This is a genomic window from Pseudomonas medicaginis, from assembly GCF_965119365.1.
In the GTDB taxonomy this organism is placed as follows: domain Bacteria; phylum Pseudomonadota; class Gammaproteobacteria; order Pseudomonadales; family Pseudomonadaceae; genus Aquipseudomonas.
In genome coordinates this window covers 6023224-6043755 of the sequence record NZ_OZ221631.1, presented here as the reverse complement: position 1 = coordinate 6043755, position 20532 = coordinate 6023224, and the positions used below count along the sequence as shown (strand labels likewise).

19 protein-coding genes are annotated in these 20532 nt (G+C 61.3%); 12 read left to right on the top strand and 7 right to left on the bottom strand.

What is annotated here, in order from left to right; translation table 11 throughout:
* Window positions 1–155 precede the first annotated feature (155 nt).
* The 6 genes from lepA to pdxJ all read left to right on the top strand — a co-directional run bounded on the left by lepA (window position 156) and on the right by pdxJ (window position 6239).
* Window positions 156–1955 (top strand): translation elongation factor 4, encoded by a 1800-nt coding sequence (gene lepA / locus ACMTA2_RS26565; protein WP_413792461.1) that lies wholly within the window; start codon window positions 156–158, stop codon window positions 1953–1955.
* Window positions 1956–1960: 5 nt separating this feature from the next.
* A complete protein-coding gene (lepB, locus tag ACMTA2_RS26560) occupies window positions 1961–2815 on the top strand; it encodes a signal peptidase I (protein WP_413792460.1) in 855 nt (284 codons plus the stop codon).
* Between the two features lie 184 nt (window positions 2816–2999).
* Window positions 3000–3689: a ribonuclease III gene (gene rnc, locus ACMTA2_RS26555; RefSeq protein WP_186705175.1), complete on the top strand. Its 690-nt coding sequence runs from the start codon at window positions 3000–3002 to the stop codon at window positions 3687–3689.
* Entirely contained in the window at window positions 3682–4584 is a 903-nt protein-coding gene (gene era, locus ACMTA2_RS26550; RefSeq protein WP_003205264.1) for a GTPase Era, read from the top strand. The genes rnc and era overlap by 8 nt, the downstream gene beginning before the upstream one ends.
* A 171-nt stretch (window positions 4585–4755) precedes the next feature.
* Window positions 4756–5445 carry a DNA repair protein RecO gene (gene recO, locus ACMTA2_RS26545; protein WP_413792459.1) on the top strand — a complete coding sequence of 230 codons (690 nt, stop codon included), beginning with the start codon at window positions 4756–4758 and terminating at the stop codon, window positions 5443–5445.
* Window positions 5446–5495: 50 nt separating this feature from the next.
* Window positions 5496–6239 (top strand): pyridoxine 5'-phosphate synthase, encoded by a 744-nt coding sequence (pdxJ, locus tag ACMTA2_RS26540; RefSeq protein WP_413792458.1) that lies wholly within the window; start codon window positions 5496–5498, stop codon window positions 6237–6239.
* Between the two features lie 235 nt (window positions 6240–6474).
* Here the strand turns inward: pdxJ and mltF are convergent, their stop codons facing one another.
* On the bottom strand, window positions 6475–7935 hold the full coding sequence (gene mltF / locus ACMTA2_RS26535; RefSeq protein WP_413792457.1) for a membrane-bound lytic murein transglycosylase MltF: 1461 nt from the start codon (window positions 7933–7935) through the stop codon (window positions 6475–6477).
* A gap of 288 nt (window positions 7936–8223) precedes the next feature.
* Here mltF and purL point away from each other — a divergent pair, with 288 nt between their 5' ends.
* The gene (gene purL / locus ACMTA2_RS26530) at window positions 8224–12120 is read left to right on the top strand and encodes a phosphoribosylformylglycinamidine synthase (protein WP_413792456.1); all 3897 of its coding nucleotides are present in this window, start codon (window positions 8224–8226) and stop codon (window positions 12118–12120) included.
* A gap of 4 nt (window positions 12121–12124) precedes the next feature.
* Window positions 12125–12436: a YqfO family protein gene (locus tag ACMTA2_RS26525; RefSeq protein ID WP_413792455.1), complete on the top strand. Its 312-nt coding sequence runs from the start codon at window positions 12125–12127 to the stop codon at window positions 12434–12436.
* A 215-nt stretch (window positions 12437–12651) separates the two neighbouring features.
* Here the strand turns inward: ACMTA2_RS26525 and ACMTA2_RS26520 are convergent, their stop codons facing one another.
* Entirely contained in the window at window positions 12652–13734 is a 1083-nt protein-coding gene (locus ACMTA2_RS26520) for a scabin-related ADP-ribosyltransferase (RefSeq protein WP_413792454.1), read from the bottom strand.
* A gap of 931 nt (window positions 13735–14665) precedes the next feature.
* Between ACMTA2_RS26520 and ACMTA2_RS26515 the strand changes: the two genes are divergently transcribed.
* Window positions 14666–15025, top strand: a complete 360-nt coding sequence (locus ACMTA2_RS26515; protein ID WP_413792453.1) for a DUF6124 family protein — start codon at window positions 14666–14668, stop codon at window positions 15023–15025.
* A gap of 107 nt (window positions 15026–15132) precedes the next feature.
* Here ACMTA2_RS26515 and ACMTA2_RS26510 read toward each other — a convergent pair whose 3' ends face one another.
* The 3 genes from ACMTA2_RS26510 to ACMTA2_RS26500 form a co-directional block, all read right to left on the bottom strand.
* The gene (locus ACMTA2_RS26510) at window positions 15133–15915 is read right to left on the bottom strand and encodes a scabin-related ADP-ribosyltransferase (RefSeq protein WP_413792452.1); all 783 of its coding nucleotides are present in this window, start codon (window positions 15913–15915) and stop codon (window positions 15133–15135) included.
* Window positions 15916–16630: 715 nt separating this feature from the next.
* Entirely contained in the window at window positions 16631–17137 is a 507-nt protein-coding gene (locus tag ACMTA2_RS26505; RefSeq protein ID WP_413792451.1) for a L,D-transpeptidase family protein, read from the bottom strand.
* Between the two features lie 39 nt (window positions 17138–17176).
* On the bottom strand, window positions 17177–17728 hold the full coding sequence (locus ACMTA2_RS26500; protein WP_413792450.1) for an NUDIX hydrolase: 552 nt from the start codon (window positions 17726–17728) through the stop codon (window positions 17177–17179).
* 146 nt (window positions 17729–17874) lie between these two features.
* Between ACMTA2_RS26500 and ACMTA2_RS26495 the strand changes: the two genes are divergently transcribed.
* Genes ACMTA2_RS26495 through ACMTA2_RS26485 form a run of 3 tightly spaced genes read left to right on the top strand, consistent with a single transcriptional unit; the run spans window position 17875 to window position 19221 of the window.
* Window positions 17875–18474, top strand: coding sequence for a CoA pyrophosphatase (locus ACMTA2_RS26495; protein ID WP_413792449.1), 600 nt, complete (start codon window positions 17875–17877; stop codon window positions 18472–18474).
* Window positions 18475–18490: 16 nt separating this feature from the next.
* Window positions 18491–19015, top strand: coding sequence for a gamma carbonic anhydrase family protein (locus ACMTA2_RS26490; protein WP_413792448.1), 525 nt, complete (start codon window positions 18491–18493; stop codon window positions 19013–19015).
* Entirely contained in the window at window positions 19012–19221 is a 210-nt protein-coding gene (locus ACMTA2_RS26485; protein WP_413792447.1) for a DUF1289 domain-containing protein, read from the top strand. The genes ACMTA2_RS26490 and ACMTA2_RS26485 overlap by 4 nt, the downstream gene beginning before the upstream one ends.
* A 178-nt stretch (window positions 19222–19399) precedes the next feature.
* Here the strand turns inward: ACMTA2_RS26485 and ACMTA2_RS26480 are convergent, their stop codons facing one another.
* Both ACMTA2_RS26480 and ACMTA2_RS26475 read right to left on the bottom strand, forming a co-directional pair.
* Window positions 19400–20050 carry a Pr6Pr family membrane protein gene (locus ACMTA2_RS26480; RefSeq protein ID WP_413792446.1) on the bottom strand — a complete coding sequence of 217 codons (651 nt, stop codon included), beginning with the start codon at window positions 20048–20050 and terminating at the stop codon, window positions 19400–19402.
* Window positions 20051–20055: 5 nt separating this feature from the next.
* Window positions 20056–20286, bottom strand: a complete 231-nt coding sequence (locus ACMTA2_RS26475) for a VF530 family protein (protein WP_003205228.1) — start codon at window positions 20284–20286, stop codon at window positions 20056–20058.
* Window positions 20287–20532: the final 246 nt, after the last annotated feature.

The following is a 20532-nucleotide window of genomic DNA, read 5'->3' as shown; positions in this document are numbered from 1 at the left end:
GCATCCTCTCTGGCGCATCGCCATGGCTGATAGGTCGAGGGCTGCTTCGCAGCCCAGCGGGGATAAATCCCCTCGCCACAATGGCGTCTGTATCAGGTACAATTCCCGGCTATTTTTCGGCGGGCCATGCCTGCAGCCTTTTTGAGTGTTGATCCGTGAGTGATTTGAGTCATATCCGCAATTTCTCCATCATCGCCCACATTGACCATGGCAAGTCGACGCTGGCTGATCGCTTCATCCAGATGTGCGGCGGCCTGGCCGAGCGTGAAATGGAGGCCCAGGTCCTGGACTCCATGGACCTCGAGCGTGAACGCGGGATCACCATCAAGGCCCACAGCGTTACCCTTTATTACAAGGCCCGCGACGGCGTCACCTATCAACTGAACTTCATCGATACCCCCGGCCACGTCGACTTCACCTATGAAGTCAGCCGGTCGCTGGCGGCCTGTGAAGGTGCGTTGCTGGTGGTCGATGCCGGCCAGGGCGTTGAAGCCCAGTCGGTTGCCAACTGCTACACGGCCATCGAGCAGGGCCTGGAAGTCATGCCGGTGCTGAACAAGATCGACCTGCCCCAGGCCGATCCGGACCGCGTGAAGGAAGAGATCGAGAAAATCATCGGCATCGACGCCACCGACGCGGTCACCTGCAGTGCCAAGACCGGCCTGGGCGTGGACGAAGTGCTCGAGCGCCTGGTGACGACCATCCCCGCGCCAACCGGCAACATCGAAGATCCGCTGCAAGCGTTGATCATCGACTCCTGGTTCGACAACTACCTGGGCGTGGTCTCGCTGGTTCGCGTGCGCCATGGCCGCGTGAAGAAGGGCGACAAGATCCTGGTCAAGTCCACCGGCAAGATCCACCTGGTGGACAGCGTCGGTGTCTTCAACCCGAAACACACCGCCACCGTCGACCTGAAGGCCGGGGAAGTGGGCTTCATCATCGCCGGCATCAAGGACATCCACGGGGCGCCGGTCGGCGACACCCTGACCTTGAGCTCCACGCCCGACGTCGATGTACTGCCCGGTTTCAAACGTATCCAGCCGCAGGTCTATGCCGGTCTGTTCCCGGTCAGCTCCGACGACTTCGAGGATTTCCGCGAAGCCCTGCAAAAGCTGACCCTGAACGACTCGTCCCTGCAATACACCCCGGAAAGCTCCGACGCCCTGGGCTTCGGCTTCCGCTGCGGGTTCCTGGGCATGTTGCACATGGAAATCATCCAGGAGCGCCTGGAGCGCGAGTACGACCTGGACCTGATCACCACTGCGCCGACGGTTATCTTCGAGCTGCTGCTCAAGAACGGCGAAACCCTCTACGTCGACAACCCGTCCAAGCTGCCGGACCTGTCGGCCATCGAGGACATGCGCGAACCGATCGTGCGGGCCAACATCCTGGTACCCCAGGAGCACCTGGGTAACGTCATCACCCTGTGCATCGAGAAGCGCGGCGTGCAGCACGACATGCTGTTCCTCGGCTCGCAGGTCCAGGTGACCTACGACCTGCCGATGAACGAAGTGGTGCTGGATTTCTTCGACCGCCTCAAATCCACCAGTCGCGGCTATGCTTCGCTGGACTATCATTTCGATCGTTACCAATCGGCTAATCTGGTGAAGCTGGATGTGCTGATCAACGGTGAGAAGGTCGATGCCCTGGCATTGATCGTGCACCGTGACAACGCGCACTACAAAGGTCGTGCATTGACCGAGAAGATGAAGGAACTGATTCCGCGGCAGATGTTCGATGTGGCAATCCAGGCCGCCATTGGCGGGCAGATTGTGGCGCGTACAACCGTCAAGGCGCTCAGAAAGAACGTATTGGCCAAATGCTACGGCGGCGACGTCAGCCGTAAGCGCAAGCTGTTGGAAAAGCAGAAGGCCGGTAAAAAACGCATGAAGCAGGTCGGTAACGTGGAAATTCCACAAGAAGCCTTCCTTGCGGTGCTCAGGTTGGATAGTTAGGTCCTATGTCGCTAAATTTCCCGCTGTTGCTGGTTATCGCCGTGTTTGTCTGCGGCCTGTTGGCGTTGCTTGATCTGTTGTTCCTGGCGCCTCGGCGCCGGGCGGCCATCGCCTCTTATCAGGGCAGCGTCAGCCAGCCTGATGGTGTGGTGATCGAAAAGCTCAACAAGGAACCGCTGCTGGTCGAATACGGCAAGTCGTTCTTCCCGGTGCTGTTCATCGTGCTGGTGCTGCGTTCGTTCCTGGTGGAACCGTTCCAGATCCCGTCGGGTTCGATGAAACCGACCCTGGACGTGGGCGATTTCATCCTGGTGAACAAGTTTTCCTACGGGATCCGCCTGCCGGTGATCGACAGGAAAGTCATCGAGGTGGGTGACCCGCAACGCGGCGATGTCATGGTGTTCCGCTTCCCGAGCGACCCGAGCGTCAACTACATCAAGCGTGTGGTCGGCCTGCCGGGTGACACGATCCGCTACACCGCCGACAAGCGTCTGCTTGTCAATGGCGAATCAGTGGCCGAACAGTTGCTCGGCTCCGAGCCGGGGACGCTGGGCAGTGCCGAGCTCTACCGGGAAAAACTCGGCGAGGCCGAACACCTGATCCGCAAGGAAATGAGCCGCTACCGCGCAACGCCGGACCGTTCCTGGACCGTGCCGGCGGGGCACTACTTCATGATGGGCGACAACCGCGACAACTCCAACGACAGCCGTTACTGGGACGATCCGAACATTCCCAAGAACCTGTTGGGCATGGTCCCGGACCGGAACATCGTCGGCAAGGCCTTTGCGGTCTGGATGAGCTGGCCGGAACCCAAACTCAGTCACCTGCCGAACTTTTCGCGGGTTGGCCTGATCAAGTAATCACACACGGCGCTGTTGAACACAGCGCCGAATGCTTTTCTGGAGCCTGCACAAGGTTGCCCGGAGGCATGAAGCCAACGATAGTCAGGACGTCATTTTTGAACACAGCGTTAATTGTCCCAAGCCAACGGTGCCTTGCCGCCGTGGCGGTGGAATCCAGCCACGAACTCAGCGTGGGTAAACCGTGAGCGTTTCTCTAAGCCGTCTCGAGCGTCAGCTCGGCTACACCTTCAAGGACCCGGACCTGATGCTCCTGGCCCTCACTCACCGCAGTTTTGCCGGGCGCAACAACGAACGCCTGGAATTCCTCGGTGACGCCATCCTCAACTTCGTCGCTGGCGAGGCGCTGTTCGAGCGTTTCCCGCTGGCCCGCGAAGGCCAGTTGTCGCGTTTGCGCGCACGGTTGGTAAAAGGTGAGACCCTGGCCGTACTGGCCCGTGGTTTCGACCTGGGCGACTACCTGCGCCTGGGCTCCGGTGAATTGAAAAGCGGCGGTTTCCGTCGCGAGTCGATTCTTGCCGATGCCCTGGAAGCGTTGATTGGCGCGATCTATCTGGACTCAGGCATGGAAATGGCGCGTGAACGTGTGCTGGCCTGGCTGACGTCCGAGATCGACAGCCTGACGCTGGTGGACACCAACAAGGACCCGAAGACTCGTTTGCAGGAATTCCTGCAATCGCGCAGTTGCGAGCTACCGCGCTACGAAGTCGTGGATATCCAGGGTGAGCCGCATTGCCGTACCTTCTTCGTCGAATGCGAAGTGGTCCTATTGAATGAAAAAAGCCGGGGTCAGGGTGTGAGTCGTCGTATTGCCGAACAGGTAGCGGCTGCCGCAGCATTGATTGCCCTGGGCGTGGAGAATGGCAATGACTGATACAACCGTCACCCGCTGCGGCTATGTCGCCATTGTCGGTCGGCCGAACGTGGGCAAGTCCACGCTGCTGAACCACATCCTGGGCCAGAAGCTGGCAATCACCTCGCGCAAGCCCCAGACCACCCGCCACAACATGCTGGGCATCAAGACCGAAGGCGCCGTGCAGGCGATCTACGTCGACACCCCGGGCATGCACAAGGGTGGCGAGAAGGCCCTGAACCGCTACATGAACAAGACCGCCTCGGCGGCGCTGAAAGACGTCGATGTGGTGATCTTCGTGGTCGATCGCACCAAGTGGACCGAAGAAGACCAGATGGTCCTCGAGCGCGTCCAGTACGTGACAGGCCCCTTGATCGTGGCGCTGAACAAGACCGATCGTATCGAAGACAAGGCTGAACTGATGCCGCACCTGACCTGGTTGCAGGAACAGTTGCCCAACGCCCAGATCATCCCCATCTCTGCCCAGCACGGTCATAACCTCGACGCGCTGGAGCGGGTGATTGCCGAGCACCTGCCGGAAAACGATCACTTCTTTCCCGAAGACCAGATCACCGACCGCAGCAGCCGTTTCCTCGCCGCCGAACTGGTGCGCGAGAAAATCATGCGCCAGATGGGCGCCGAGCTGCCGTACCAGATCACGGTCGAGATCGAAGAGTTCAAGCAACAGGGCAAGACCCTGCACATCCATGCCTTGATCCTCGTCGAACGTGACGGCCAGAAAAAAATCATCATTGGCGACAAGGGCGAGCGCATCAAGCGCATCGGCACCGAGGCGCGCAAGGACATGGAGCTGCTGTTCGACTCCAAGATCATGCTCAACCTGTGGGTCAAGGTGAAGGGCGGCTGGTCCGACGACGAGCGGGCGTTGCGTTCGTTGGGTTACGGCGACCTCTGATCAGCTGACTGGATATACCGAGAACCATTGTGGGAGCGAGCTTGCTCGCGATGAGGGCCTGATGTTCAACATGGATGTTGACTGACAGACCGTTATCGCGAGCAAGCTCGCTCCCACATTGGTTTGGGGCTGTTTAAAAACTCTGCTCGTCCATTGAGAACTCTGATTCCCATGCCCCCAACTCAACCCACCGGCCAATCCGCCTACGTCCTCCACAGCCGCGCCTACCGCGAAAGCAGCGCCCTGGTGGACTTCCTCACGCCCCAAGGTCGGCTGCGGGCGGTGTTGCGGGGGGCGCGTGGCAAGGCCGGGACGTTGGCGCGGCCGTTCGTGCCGCTGGACGTCGAGTTCCGTGGCCGGGGCGAGTTGAAGAGCGTCGGGCGCATGGAGAGCAATGGCGTCGCCGCCTGGCTCAACGGCGAAGCGTTGTTCAGCGGCTTGTACCTCAATGAACTGCTGATCCGCCTGCTGCCCGCCGAAGATCCCCATCCGGCTGTCTTCGACCACTACGCCGCGACGTTGCTGGCCCTGGCCGAAGGCCGTCCACTGGAGCCGCTGCTGCGTTCCTTCGAATGGCGTCTGCTGGATGACCTGGGCTATGGCTTCGCCCTGAGCACCGACCTGCACGGCGAGCCTATCGCTGCCGATGGCCTCTACCGCTTGCAAGTGGATGCCGGCCTGGAGCAGGTCTACCTGCTGCAACCGGGGCTGTTCAACGGCGCCGAGCTGCTGGCCATGGCCGAGGCCGACTGGAGTGCGCCGGGCGCCTTGTCGGCGGCCAAGCGGCTGATGCGCCAGGCCTTGGCCGTGCATCTGGGCGGTCGGCCACTGGTCAGTCGCGAGCTGTTTCGCAAGCCCTGATCAACCCGTATGCTGTGGGCCGACTTATTTGTCCATTCAGGAGCCTTTTCGTGAGCACCAGCAATCGCATTCTTCTCGGCGTGAACATCGACCATGTCGCCACCCTGCGCCAGGCCCGCGGTACGCGTTATCCGGATCCGGTCAAGGCCGCACTGGACGCGGAAGAAGCGGGGGCCGACGGCATCACCGTGCACCTGCGTGAAGACCGTCGCCACATCCAGGAGCGCGACGTGCTGCTGCTCAAGGACGTGCTGCAAACCCGCATGAACTTCGAAATGGGCGTGACCGAAGAAATGATGGCGTTCGCCGAGCGCATCCGCCCGGCGCACATCTGCCTGGTGCCGGAGACGCGTCAGGAGCTGACCACCGAAGGCGGCCTCGATGTCGCGGGGCAGGAGTCTCGGATCAGCCAGGCGGTGGAACGTCTGTCGAAGATCGGTGCCGAGGTATCGCTGTTCATTGATGCCGACGAACGGCAGATCGAGGCTTCCAAGCGTGTTGGCGCGCCGGCCATCGAGCTGCACACGGGCCGTTACGCCGATGCCGAGACGCCCACGGATGTGGCCGATGAGCTGCAGCGGGTCGCCGACGGCGTCGCCTTTGGCCTGGCCCAAGGCCTGATCGTCAACGCCGGCCATGGCCTGCACTACCACAACGTCGAAGCCGTTGCGGCCATCAAGGGCATCAACGAGCTGAACATCGGCCACGCGCTGGTGGCCCATGCGTTGTTCGTCGGGTTCAAGTCGGCGGTGGCGGAAATGAAGGCGTTGATCCTGGCGGCCGCGAAACCCTGATGCCACCACATAACTCAATATGCCTGCTCATCTAAGGCCTGCTTGATTCATTGTGGCGAGGGGATTTATCTGTGGCGAGGGGATTTATCCCCGTAGGGCTGCGAAGCAGCCCTAAAATCTGGCGCCTCGGTGTGTCAGGCAGATTGAGTTGATAGCTTTGGGGCTGCTGCGCAGCCCAGCGGGGATAAATCCCCTCGCCACAGATTCATCGCAGCATCGGGATGGTGTACAGCTGTCAGAGCTGCGGGGATTCCTGGTTCGGCTTGCTCTTGTCCACGCCCGGCACATGCAGGTTGCCCTCGGCCACCTGGTCGCCTTCGAGCTGTGGCTGCGTCACCCAGGTCAGGATGTCGTAGTAGCGACGTATGTTCGCCACGAAATGCACCGGTTCGCCGCCCCGGGCGTAGCCGTAGCGTGTCTTGCTGTACCACTGTTTCTGGGACAGGCGCGGCAGGATCTTTTTCACATCCAGCCACTTGTTCGGGTTCAGCCCTTCCTTGGCCGCCAGTTTGCGGGCGTCATCCAGGTGACCGCTGCCGACGTTATAGGCGGCGAGGGCGAACCAGGTGCGGTCGGGCTCCTCGATGCTGTCGTCCAACTGCTCCTTCATGGAGGCCAGGTACTTGGCACCGCCCATGATGCTTTGCTTCGGGTCCAGTCGGTTGGACACGCCCATGGCCTGGGCGGTGTTCTGGGTCAGCATCATTAGGCCGCGCACGCCGGTCTTGGACGTGACCGTCGGTTGCCACAGCGATTCCTGATAGCCGATCGCGGCCAGCAGGCGCCAGTCGACCTTCTCTTTCTTGGCGTAGGCCTTGAAATGTTGTTCGTATTTGGGCAATCGTTGCTGCAAGTGTTGGGCGAACGTGGTGGCGCCCATGTAGCCGAGGACGTCAACGTGCCCGTAATAACGGTCCTTAAGGCGCTGCAGGGTGCCGTTCTTCTGCACCTTGTCCAGGTAGCTGTTGATCTCGTTGAGCAGGCTGTTGTCCTCGCCTGAGGCCACTGCCCAGCTCTGGCTGCGGGCATCGCCCAGGTCGAAAGCCACGCGCACGTTGGGGAAGTACACCTGGTTCATCGCCACTTCGTTGGAATCCACCAGCGTCAGGTCGATCTGGCCCTCATCCACCATGCGCAGCAGGTCGACAACCTCGACTGCGTCGGATTCTTCGTATTCGATGCCAGGATACTGCTGTTTCAACTGTGCCAGCTGTTCGGCGTGGGTGCTGCCCTTGAGCACCATGATCTTCTTGCCCGCCAGGGCGGCCGCGTCGGTGGGGCGTGACTGGCCGTTGCGGTAGATGACCTGCGGGGTGACTTCCAGATAGGAGCGGGAGAACCGCACCTGCTTCTTTCGCTCTTCGCTGCTGACCAGGCCTGCGGCCGCCAGTACCGGTCCGTTGGGTTTGCCGACCTGGCTGAACAGGGCGTCGAGGTTGTCGGCGGTCTCGATCTTCAGCTCCACCCCCAAATCGTCGGCGAAGCGCTTCACCAGCTCGTATTCGAAGCCGGTTTCACCATTGCGATCCTGGAAGTAGGTGGCGGGGCTGTTTCGGGTAACCACCCGCAGCACGCCATCCTCCTTTACGCGCTCCAGTGTGTTGGGTTTCTCAACACAACCACTGAGCACCAGGAAGAGTCCGGTTGCGAACAGCCATTTGGCGTATCGCGGACGCAAAGCCGTTGGGGAAAACATCTGCGCAGTATACGCAAACGGCCCCTACCGCCATATCTCGACAGCAAAAGGCCAGTCTGCTAGCGGTTGCAAAACATGTCCGCAACACCGGCCGGCCGGCGTGCGGCGGGCTTTGCGTCGTTGAAAAATATCTCTGCGCGAACCCCGGCTCATGTGTCCAATACCGCCGCGCACGCAAAGACCGACATCCGGCCAGCACCGCGCGTGCCGTTTCGGGTGCCGTTGTCGGCGGTTTAGGCTAGAATGCACGGCCTCAAAGCACACCCCCTTCCCGAGGCTGTCCCGAAGATGTTGATCCTGCGCGGCGCTCCTGCCCTTTCTGCCTTTCGCCACAGCAAACTCCTTGAGCAACTGAGCCAGAAGGTTCCGGCTGTCAGTGGCTTGTATGCTGAATTCGCTCACTTCGCCGAAGTCACCGGCGGTTTGACCGGCGACGAACAGCAGGTGCTTGCGCGCCTTCTGAAGTACGGTCCCAGCGTTCCTGTCCAGGAGCCGGCCGGTCGCCTGTTCCTGGTGCTGCCGCGTTTCGGCACCATTTCGCCGTGGTCGAGCAAGGCCAGCGACATTGCCCGCAACTGCGGCCTGGCGAAAATCCAGCGCCTGGAGCGCGGCATTGCCTTTTATGTCGCCGGTGAGTTCAGCGAGGCCGAGGCCCAGTTGATCGCCGAAGGCCTGCATGACCGCATGACCCAGGTCGTGCTGGGCAACCTGGAACAGGCCGCGGGTCTGTTCAGCCACGCCGAACCCAAGCCGCTGACCGCCATCGACGTACTGGGCGGCGGCCGTGCCGCGCTGGAAAAAGCCAACGCCGAACTGGGCCTGGCCCTGGCCGAGGACGAGATCGATTACCTGGTCAACGCCTTCCAGGGCTTGAAGCGCAACCCCCACGACATCGAACTGATGATGTTCGCCCAGGCCAACTCCGAGCACTGCCGCCACAAGATCTTCAACGCCAGTTGGGACATTGACGGCCAGAGCCAGGAAAAAAGCCTGTTCGGCATGATCAAGAACACCTACCAGATGCACAACGAAGGTGTGCTGTCGGCCTACAAGGACAACGCGGCGGTGATCGTCGGCAACGTTGCCGGGCGTTTCTACCCGAACCCTGAGACCCGCCAGTACGGTGCGGTCCAGGAGCCGGTGCACATCCTGATGAAGGTCGAGACCCACAACCACCCGACCGCCATTGCGCCGTTCCCGGGCGCGTCCACCGGTTCCGGCGGCGAGATCCGCGACGAAGGCGCCACCGGGCGTGGTGCCAAGCCCAAGGCCGGCCTGACGGGGTTCACCGTGTCGAACCTGCAGATCCCGGGCTTCGAACAGCCGTGGGAAAAGCCCTACGGTAAGCCGGAGCGCATCGTCAACGCCCTCGACATCATGATCGAAGGCCCCCTGGGAGGCGCGGCGTTCAACAACGAATTCGGCCGTCCGGCCCTGACCGGCTACTTCCGTACCTTCGAACAATCCATCACCACGCCCCGTGGCGAAGAAGTGCGCGGCTACCACAAGCCGATCATGCTGGCGGGCGGCATGGGCAATATCCGCGCCGACCACGTGCAGAAAGGCGAGATCCTGGTCGGTTCCAAGCTGATCGTCCTCGGCGGCCCGGCCATGTTGATCGGCCTGGGTGGCGGCGCCGCTTCGTCCATGGCCACCGGCACCAGCTCGGCCGACCTGGACTTCGCCTCGGTCCAGCGGGAAAACCCGGAAATGGAGCGCCGTTGCCAGGAAGTCATCGACCGTTGCTGGCAGTTGGGTGAACACAACCCCATCAGCTTCATCCACGACGTCGGTGCGGGTGGCCTGTCCAACGCCTTCCCGGAACTGGTCAACGACGGTGGCCGCGGTGGCCGCTTCGAACTGCGCAACATTCCGAACGACGAGCCGGGCATGGCCCCGCACGAAATCTGGAGCAACGAATCCCAGGAGCGTTATGTCCTGGCGGTCGGCCCGGCCGACTTCGAACGCTTCCAGGCCATTTGCGAGCGCGAGCGCTGCCCGTTCGCCGTGGTGGGTGAAGCCACCGCCGAGCCGCAACTGACCGTGACCGACAGCCACTTTGGCAACAACCCGGTGGACATGCCCCTGGAAGTGTTGCTGGGCAAGGCCCCGCGCATGCACCGTTCGGCCGTTCGGGAAACCGAGCTGGGCGACGACTTCGATCCGTCCACCCTCGATCTCGCCGAGTCCATCGAGCGCGTCCTGCATCACCCGGCCGTGGCAAGCAAGAGCTTCCTGATCACCATCGGCGACCGTACCATCACCGGCCTCGTGGCCCGTGACCAGATGGTCGGCCCGTGGCAGGTGCCGGTGGCCGACGTGGCCGTGACCGCCACCAGCTTCGACGTCTACACCGGCGAAGCCATGGCGATGGGCGAGCGCACGCCACTGGCGCTGCTGGACGCCCCGGCCTCGGGCCGCATGGCGATCGGCGAAACCCTGACCAACATCGCGGCGTCGCGCATCGGCAAGATTTCCGACATCAAGCTGTCGGCCAACTGGATGTCCGCCGCCGGCCATCCGGGTGAAGACGCCCGCCTGTACGACACCGTCAAGGCTGTCGGCATGGAGCTGTGCCCCGAGCTGGGCATCACCATCCCGGTGGGCAAGGACTCCATGTCCATGGCCACGCGCTGGAACGACGAAGGCGTGGACAAGAGCGTGACCTCGCCGCTGTCGCTGATCGTGACCGGTTTCGCCCCGGTCACCGACATCCGCCAGACGTTGACCCCGCAACTGCGCATGGACAAGGGCACCACCGACCTGATCCTGATCGACCTGGGCCGTGGCCAGAACCGCATGGGTGCCTCGATCCTGGCCCAGGTCCATGGCAAGCTCGGCTCGCAAGCGCCGGACGTCGATGATGCCGAAGACCTGAAGGCGTTCTTCGCCGTGATCCAGGGCCTCAACGCCGACGGTCACCTGCTGGCCTACCATGACCGGTCCGACGGCGGCCTGCTGACCACCGTGGTGGAAATGGCCTTCGCCGGTCACTGCGGCCTGAGCCTGACCCTCGACAGCGTTGCCGAGTCCAAGGCCGAAATCCCGGCCATCCTGTTCAACGAAGAACTGGGTGCCGTGATCCAGGTTCGCCAGGACGCCACGCCGGACATCCTCGCCCAGTTCAGCGCCGCCGGCCTGGCCGATTGCGTCTCGGTGATCGGCCAGCCGATCAACAACGCCCACATCAACATCACGTTCAACGGTGACACCGTCTTCGAAGGCCAGCGCCGCCTGTTGCAGCGCCAGTGGGCTGAAACCAGCTACCAGATCCAGCGCCTGCGCGACAACGCCGAGTGTGCCGAGCAGGAATTCGACGCGCTGCTGGAAGAAGACAACCCGGGCCTGAGCGCCAAGCTCAGCTACGACGTCAACCACGACGTGGCCGCGCCCTACATCAAGAAAGGCATCCGCCCACAAGTGGCGGTCCTGCGCGAGCAGGGCGTCAACGGCCAGGTGGAGATGGCGGCCGCGTTCGACCGCGCCGGTTTCAACGCGATCGACGTGCACATGAGCGATATCCTCGCCGGTCGTGTCGACCTGAACGACTTCAAGGGCATGGTCGCCTGCGGCGGCTTCTCCTACGGCGACGTGCTGGGTGCCGGTGAAGGCTGGGCCAAGTCGGCGCTGTTCAACAGCCGCGCCCGCGATGCGTTCCAGGGGTTCTTCGAACGTACCGACAGCTTTACCCTCGGCGTGTGCAACGGTTGCCAGATGATGTCCAACCTGCACGAGCTGATCCCGGGTAGCGAGTTCTGGCCGCACTTCGTGCGTAACCGCTCCGAGCAGTTCGAAGCGCGCGTGGCAATGGTCCAGGTGCAGGAGTCGAACTCGATCTTCCTGCAGGGCATGGCCGGTTCGCGCATGCCGATCGCCATCGCCCACGGCGAAGGCCATGCGGAATTCGAAAGCGAAGAAGCCTTGCTCGAAGCCGATCTGTCCGGTTGCGTGTCGCTGCGTTTCGTCGACAACCACGGCAAGGTCACCGAAACCTACCCGGCCAACCCGAACGGTTCGCCGCGCGGGATCACCGGCCTGACCAGCCGCGACGGCCGTGTGACCATCATGATGCCGCACCCGGAGCGTGTCTTCCGCGCGGTGCAGAACTCGTGGCGTTCGGACGACTGGAACGAGGACGCGCCATGGATGCGCATGTTCCGCAACGCGCGCGTCTGGGTGAACTAAGGCGGTGTACAAGCTCTGCTTCTTCGTCCCGGCCAGCCATGTGGATGAGGTCAAAAACGCCGTATTCGCCGGCGGCGGCGGGCGAATCGGCGACTATGACCACTGCGCCTGGCAAGTGCTGGGCCTGGGCCAGTTTCGCCCTTTGGACGGCAGCCAGCCGTTCATTGGCGAAGCGGGGCAGGTCGAGCAGGTCGAGGAGTGGAAGGTCGAGCTGGTGGTTGCTGATGAGCTGATTGGCGCAGTGGTGCAAGCCTTGAAGCAAAGCCATCCCTACGAGACGCCGGCTTATGAAGTGTGGCGGTTGGAGGATTTCTGATCCTTCGCCGATTGAAATGAAAAACCCGCTGATGGATTCAGCGGGTTTTTTATTGGACGGGCTATCAGTCGTGGTCAGCACTGCCGCCTTCGCGATCAGGCTCGCTCCCACAGAGCAGGGGGTGGCGGCCTTCTTTTGTATAGGCACTCAATCCCCTTGTGGGAGCGAGCCTGCTCGCGAAAGCATCCCTAGGCCAGCACCTGGCCCACTAGCCTCTACTGATGCCGATGCTCCATGCGACAAACCTCTCTCTCGATGCCGATGCATTCGACCGGTTCACTGACGCCCTTCTCGAAACGGCGCGCGTTCATCAACAGCCCGCTTTTGATACCACCGATGAATGCGAAGGCGCCTGGACGGTTGCCGGTGTACTTCCCTGACAGATCCACCGCTACGCTGTTGGGCCTGACCTCATACACCCAGCCGCCGCTTGCTGCTTCCGTGACCGCCCAGATCTTGGCATCGCTATAGTCACGAAACGCCACCACGACCGATTGAATGCCCGGGGCCTCCGGGCTGCTCGCCCAACGCAAGACCGGCGCCTGCGAGCTCCTTGCCCGTAACCCACGTGCGAGTGCGTCCTCCCCCTGCACAGGGTTAATCCTCGACGAGCCCACCGCCCAGAGGGATTCCTTGTTCGTTATCCAAGGCAGGCCTTCTGATGGCGTGAGCTTGCTCCAATCGATGGGCGTCGCCGCGACTTCCTGCATCGTCTCGTGGCCGGAGGGCTCGCGGTAGTTCGGGTTGGTGACGCAGTCGGCCAGATCGGTTTTCTTGCAGGCCTGTTTGATAAAGACACCCTTTACTCCGCCTGGGTAGCTGATCTCTTGCTCACCTATGATAGGTCCGCCCGATTGCTCCTGATCGATGCCATGGGGTGCCCTGAACTCGAACACCCATTCGTTGGCGAAGCTCTGGGCGATACGTTGATTGCGGGTAGTGCTGCTATACACCGACCGTTGGGCGCCAGCGCCATGGCTGAACCAGTCATACATCCATTCGTCTTCGGGGAACGCGACGGATTTGGGCAATAGCCCGTCCTGGAAAGCCTCCAACCCCTGATTGGTGGTGTCGCCCCGATAGAGCGTGTCCATGTCGGTCCGCCAGCGTAACGAGGGGGCGGTCTTGCGGATATCCACGCTCGAATCCGCCGTGACCTGAAGCCAGGCTTGATACCAGGGTTCCTCTTGCTGCGCTGGGTCCTGGGATGCTGCCCACGCATCTGTGCCCGCTTGCCAGGCGCCTGCCAATACCACGGCGACAGTCGCCGCCCGTACAAAACCGTTGCTTCTACTCATGATTTGGACACCTCACCTGAAACGAGGACGCCAATCGAATCACATACTTCATTACGACCTATTCTTCGAATTGACAGTTTAGCTGCTGATTGCGCAGTGCGAAGACACCGCTGGGATGCGCCTCGGTTCACTGCGTGAGACTGAGAATAGATGAATGCAGAGGGTTTATGGCTTGATCTTGTAACAAGCTAATAGTCGAGGAATGGCAGGGCTAGGTCGGTGGATATCACTGATCGGAAATATCCGTTACCTGTTATTTCTGACAGTAGATACGCGTTGTTCGATGATTTTTAATCGAGGGTTTTTTCAAGCAATGGTGAAACACCGGATTGCATTGCGCCTGCGGGGTTGGGGGGCAGGGAAAGGTTGGCCGGCTGGCAGGACGCTTTCGCGGGCAAGCCCGCTCCCACAGGGGAAATGCGTTCGGGCATGTCGAGCCTAGGCGAGGCACCGAGTGGTGGGGCAAAGCGCTTTTGGTTACTTTTGGCTGGTCCGGCTCCCGGCTCTTCCAAAAGTGACCCGCTGTAAGAGCGGAACCATCAGCAGCCATCACCGAAGAAACGGATATACACACAATCCCATACCTCAAAAAAACGTGCGAAACATCTGCGACCCAGCAAGCGGCCTGTCAGACGCCCCGAAGTTTCCGACAAGTTTTTAAGGTTGCCCGTCAGAAGCAAGCCCCCTAGGCTCTGGATGTCGCTGCCCATTCAGGGACCGGATTTGACCGTCCGAGAATCTATACGCGCCAGCGTTCCAAGACCTAGCCCAGGCGTTTTTCTGTCGTCTGAGGTATCGTGTCGCGGCGGCTGTGCGTGGGACGTCTTCGGACGTGCCGGTTTTCTTGATTCCCGGTCGGTCAACCCGCGTACAGCTGCCACCTTTTGTTTGACCGCGAAGAGTGGTGGTTCCATTGAATCAGGAGCTCTAAATGATCAAAGAAACCCCCAACCCTCCAAAAACCGCATCTTCCTTCCCTTACGGCGACTACGCCCCCGAAAAACTGAAAGAAGCCGCCGACCGAGCGATGGACCATTACCTCAAGCTTGAAGACGGCGAGCCAGCCCCCCAACCCTCGACGCAGCTCTTCACCGTGACCGACGGTGTCGATCCCGAAGTGATGTTGGCCAACCTCAGCGAAACCCTGGCCTCTGCCAATGCGATGCTCAGCGACCTGGCGTTCGACCTGGAAGGTTCACGACGCCATGTGGCACTGGGCGTGGCGCAAATGATCGAGCTGGGCACGCTGCTGGCGAACAAATGCCTGGACCGGGCAGAGCTTCGGGTTTGATGCAATAAGGGCTGGCCTCATCACTGGAGCGCCGGCTGGAGCAAGCTCCCTCGCCACGGAGGTGGCGAGGGAGGCGTACAAGCCTCAAGGCCTCAGGCACTCTGAAACTATTGGTGGACGTTCTCAAGTCGGCACGCTTCTTTTTCGATGCCAATGCACTCGACCGGTTGGCTCACGCCTTTCTCGAAACGGCGTGCATTCATCAACAGGCCTCCCTTGATACCGCCGATGAGCGCGAAGGCGCCTTCACGAGAACCCGCGCTAGGTACCGACAAGTCCACCGCCACGACGCTGGGTCTGACTTCATACACCCATCCACCGTTTTCTGCTTCCTGGGTTGCCCAGAGTTTTGCCTCGCTATAATCGCCAAATGCTACAACGATCGATCCGACCAGGGGAGACTCCGGCCTGCGCACCGATCTCAAACTGGGTGGCGAAGAGTCCCTGGCCCGTAACCCTTGGGCAAGCGCCTCCGCGCCCTGCACGGGGTTGATCGTCGTGGAACCGACTGCCCAGAGGGATTGCTTGGTCGTTACCCACGCCAGCCCCTCTGGAGGATTCAGCCGGTTCCAGTTGATAGAAGTCGCGGCGACGTCCTGCATCGACTCACGGCCGGTGGGTTCTCGGTAGTTTGGGTTCGGCCTGCATTTGGAAAGATCGTCTTTGTGGCAGGCCTGCTTGATGAAGCGCGCCTTGACCCCGCCCGGGAAGCTGATTTCCTGCTCTTTTGGAAAGGGCCCTCCCGATTGCACCTGATCGATTCCGTGGGGAGCGGTGAACTCGTACACCCACTCGAGGCGTAATGTTGAGCCCAGATCAGGCTGCGCGTTGTGCTGCTGAACACCGTCCCCGAGCTTCCGCTCGCGTGGATGATCCAGTCGTACGCCCATTGCTCCTCGGGAGTGCCCACGGCTTTGGGCAACAGTCCCTTCTCGAAGGCAGCGAGGCCCTGACCCGTCGTATCTCCCCGATAGAGCGTGTCCATGTCGGTACGCCAGCGCAACAATGGCGTGGTTTTGTGGATGTCCACACTCGGATCTGCCGTGACCTGAAGCCAGGCTGTGTACCACGGCTCCTCTTTTCCATCCGTAGGCGCCCCGGCCCCCCACGCTTCGTTACCTGACTGCCACGCACTCGCCAACGCCACCACAGCAACTGCGGTGGTCCGTGTAAAACTGTTATGAGTTGTCATGATTGATGTCTCATCTTGAGCAGGTGAAGCCCTGTCGAATCACATACGTCATGACTGCCTATGCTTCGACGTGACACGTCTCACTGTGAATTCTGCGGGTGGCCTGCTGGGCAGGGCCTTGAGTCACCGCATCAGTTCTGAGGGTAGATCAAGATAGGGGAGGGGATGCGTTGTGGTTCTTGGATTTGTAACAAGAGGCTGATCGATACCGATCCCTGTGGCGAGGGGATTTATCCCCGCAGGGCTGCGAAGCAGCCCCAAAGCAGGCGACTCAATCTGCCTGACACACCGAGTGGCGTGACTTTAGGGCCGCTTCGCAGCCCAGCGGGGATAAATCCCCTCGCCACAAAAGCTCTCATGTCACAGCAAGGCGCTCATGCTTCAACAAGCGTTTGCCACATAAGAGACGGATGCTACGGCCGGATCTCGATCATCGTCCCATCCGGCACCAGGTTCCAGACTTCGCGCATGTCGACGTTGCGCATGGCGATGCAGCCGTCGGTCCAGTCCAGCGTATGGAACAACTGCTCGGGGTTCTCTTCCGAATCCGGCGTGCCGTGGATCATGATCATGCCCCCCGGCTCCACGCCTTCGCGCCGGGCGCGGGCGGCGTCGCTGATGTTGGGGTAGGAAATGTGCATCGACAGGTAGAAGCGGTCGCTGGTCTTGCGCCAGTCCAGCCAATAGAAGCCCTCGGGGGTGCGCTTGTCGCCTTCGATCAGCTTGGGGCCTTTCTTGGCGCCCTTGCCCAGGGAGATGCGATAGGTCTTGAGTGGCTTGTTGTCGTTGATCAATTGCAATTGATGGGCGGACTTGAGCACCAGCACTTTTTCGATGACCTTGCCGTTGTAGGTTCCCACCGCCGAGGCTTGGGACACAGCGGTGAACGACAGGCAGAACAGGACAAGCAACCAACGCATTGAAACGATATCCCTAGAAGTGTCGCGGCTAAATGGTTTTCAGGTGTTGGCGGGCTGGGCCAACGGTGGGATCGATTCGGATCGCACCGGGTAAGCCTCCGCTCGCCGGTCGGCGAAGAAATACTCCAGGGTCCGGCCCACCGTGCGGAATGCCAGTTCGTCCCAGGGTATGTCGGCTTCTTCGAACAGTTTCACCTCAAGGCTTTCTGCCCCTGCGGCAAATTCTTTATCCACCAGTTCGGCGCGGAAGAATACATGCACCTGGCTGATGTGCGGTACATCGATCAGCGTATAGATGTGCAGATTGCGAACCCGGGCGCAGGCTTCCTCGGCGGTTTCGCGCTCGGCGGCCTGTTCCACGGTTTCACCGTTCTCCATGAAGCCCGCCGGCAGCGTCCAATAACCGCGTCGCGGTTCGATGGCGCGTCGGCACAACAGCACCTGGCTGCCCCAGGTCGGTATGCAACCGGCGACGATGTTGGGGTTCTGGTAATGAATGGTGTGGCAGGTGTCGCAGACGAAGCGCAGGCGCGAGTCGCCCTCGGGTATGCGCTGGGTCACGGGGTTACCGCACTGGCTGCAGAATTTCATGCTTGGATTCCTGGAGGCTGCGCCTATCTTGGCGTGCGCGGGCCGGTGTCGGCAAGTTGTCGTTTCGCGACACGAGGCGGTGCGGGGGTTGGGCCGCTTGAACGATTGGTGCATGATGCAAGGTAGCGAATAAATCGAGAAGTCTCATGCTGGACGAGCTACTGCATCGAGTAAGCAACCATACCCCGCACGATCTGCAGGCCGACCGACGTTTCCCTGAAGCCGCGGTGCTGGTGCCGATAACCCGCAACGAAGAACCTGAGCTGGTACTGACCCTGCGCGCCAGTGGGCTCTCGACCCATGGCGGCGAAGTGGCGTTCCCCGGCGGGCGTCGCGACCCGGAAGACCCGGACCTGATCTTCACCGCCCTGCGCGAAGCCGAGGAAGAAATCGGCCTGCCGCCCGGCCTGGTGGAAGTGATCGGCCCCCTCAGCCCGCTGATTTCCCTGCATGGCATCAAGGTCACGCCGTATGTCGGGGTGATTCCGGACTACGTCGAATACCAGGCCAACGATGCCGAGATCGCGGCGGTTTTCAGCGTGCCGCTGGAGTTTTTCCGCAAGGATCCGCGCGAACACACGCACCGGATCGATTACCAGGGGCGCAGTTGGTACGTGCCCAGCTATCGTTTCGAGGGGTACAAGATCTGGGGGCTGACGGCGATCATGATCGTCGAGTTGGTCAACCTGCTGTACGACGCCGATATCGACCTGCACACCCCGCCAAAAAGTTTCATCAATACCTGATGCCCCGAGGATTCCCATGAAATACCGCCTGGGCGATGCCCGTGTCGAAACCCACCCACAGAGCTGGGTCGCGCCCAACGCCACGCTGGTGGGCAAGGTCCGCCTCGAAGAGGGCGCCAATGTCTGGTTCAACGCCGTGCTGCGCGGTGACAACGAGCTGATCCTGATTGGCAAGGACAGCAATGTGCAGGACGGTACGGTGATGCACACCGACATGGGGTATCCACTGACCATCGGCACCGGCGTGACCATCGGCCACAACGCCATGCTCCACGGCTGTACGGTGGGCGACTACAGCCTCATCGGCATCAACGCGGTGATCCTCAACGGCGCGAAGATCGGCAAGCACTGCATCATCGGCGCGAACGCGCTGATCGGCGAGAACAAGGAGATTCCCGACGGTTCGCTGGTGATGGGCTCGCCCGGCAAGGTGGTACGGGAATTGACCGAAGGCCAGAAGAACATGCTCGTGGCCAGTGCCGCGCACTATGTGCACAACGCCCAGCGCTACGCCCGCGACCTGGCCGAGCAGGAATCATGAGCGCGGCTGAACGCCCGGTGCCTTCGCCCTGCGTGAACATCTGCGCGCTGGACGATGATGACATCTGCACCGGCTGCCAGCGCACCGTGGCGGAAATCACCCGGTGGAGCCGGATGGACAACGACGAGCGGCGTAGTGTCCTGGCGTTGTGTCATGAGCGGGCGAAGGCCAGTGGGTTGGTGTGGATGTTGCCGGCCAGGTCTTGAATTCCCCATTTGTGACACAGCCCCTGTGGCGAGGGGATTTATCCCCGTTGGGCTGCGAAGCGGCCCCAGAACCAGACAACTCGGTGTGTCAGACAGATTTGAGTCCACAGCGGTGGGGTTGCTTCGCAACCCAGCGGGGATAAATCCCCTCGCCACAAAAGTGATCGGCGACAAATCCCTAGCGAGCCCGCCACCGATCCAACCCCACCACCCCCAGCGCAATCGCGACAAACCCCAGCAAGATCCCCCCGGCATTGATGAACACCTGTGGATAACCCAGGTCCGCCACGTCGATGAATGGGTAAGGGTAGGCCGCCAGCAGATTGCCCCGCAGCAGGATGTAGGCGAAGTAAACCAGGGGATAGAGGATCCACAGCCCGAGGTGACCCAGGCGCAAGGAACCCTTGGGCACCCATCGCCACCAATAGACGAGGTAGAGCAGCGGCACCACGTCGTGCAACAACTCGTCCGCCACGAATTGCCAGCCTTCGGGTTGCCAGAGGTGGCGTAGCAGCAGGTTGTAGGCCAGGCTGACCAGGGCAATGCTCACGGCGACGCCGCTGCATACGCTGGGCAGCAGGAACCAGCGTCGGGCCGCAGAGGGGCGAGGGGTCAGTTCCCAGGTCAGGACCACCGCTACCCACAGGTTGGTCAGCACCGTAAAAAAACTGAAGAAACTCACCAGTCCGCCCAGCAGGCTCGCGCCCAGTTCCCAGCGACCCAGCAGGATCAGATACAGCTGGATGCTCAACCCCGCCCAGCCCAGCAGCGCCGTCACCGACACGAAGCGCTGTCGCAACGTGAGGTGGGGCCCCTTATCAATCCCCACGGTGTTCAGACCGGCCGTTTAGTGCGCATCAACTTGATGTACAGGCGTTCGACCTTCTCCCGCGCCCACGGTGTCTTGCGCAGGAAGGTCAGGCTCGACTTGATGCTCGGGTCGCTCTTGAAGCAGCGGATATCGATGCGTTCAGCCAGGCCCGACCATTCGTAGTGCTGCACGAGGGCGTTGAGGATTTGTTCCAGCGTCACGCCGTGCAGCGGGTTGTTGTTGGGTTCGGTCATGGGAGGCCTTCGTGGGAAAAGGTGTAAAGCCGCGCACCTTAGCCGAGGTGCCCTTGTGGTGGAAGCATAGCGTTCATCGTGAGGCTCCAGGGTCAGGCGCACTGTTACCAAATACGAGATGATCCATGTCAACAAAAGCCCTTTCTCTATTGAGAACAGGACATTATCCTTGCGCCGCCTGCTGAAACGCTTCCTTTGTTGTGCCGAGGCCTCAGCGTCCAGCTCATTCCTGCTGAAAGATCTGAT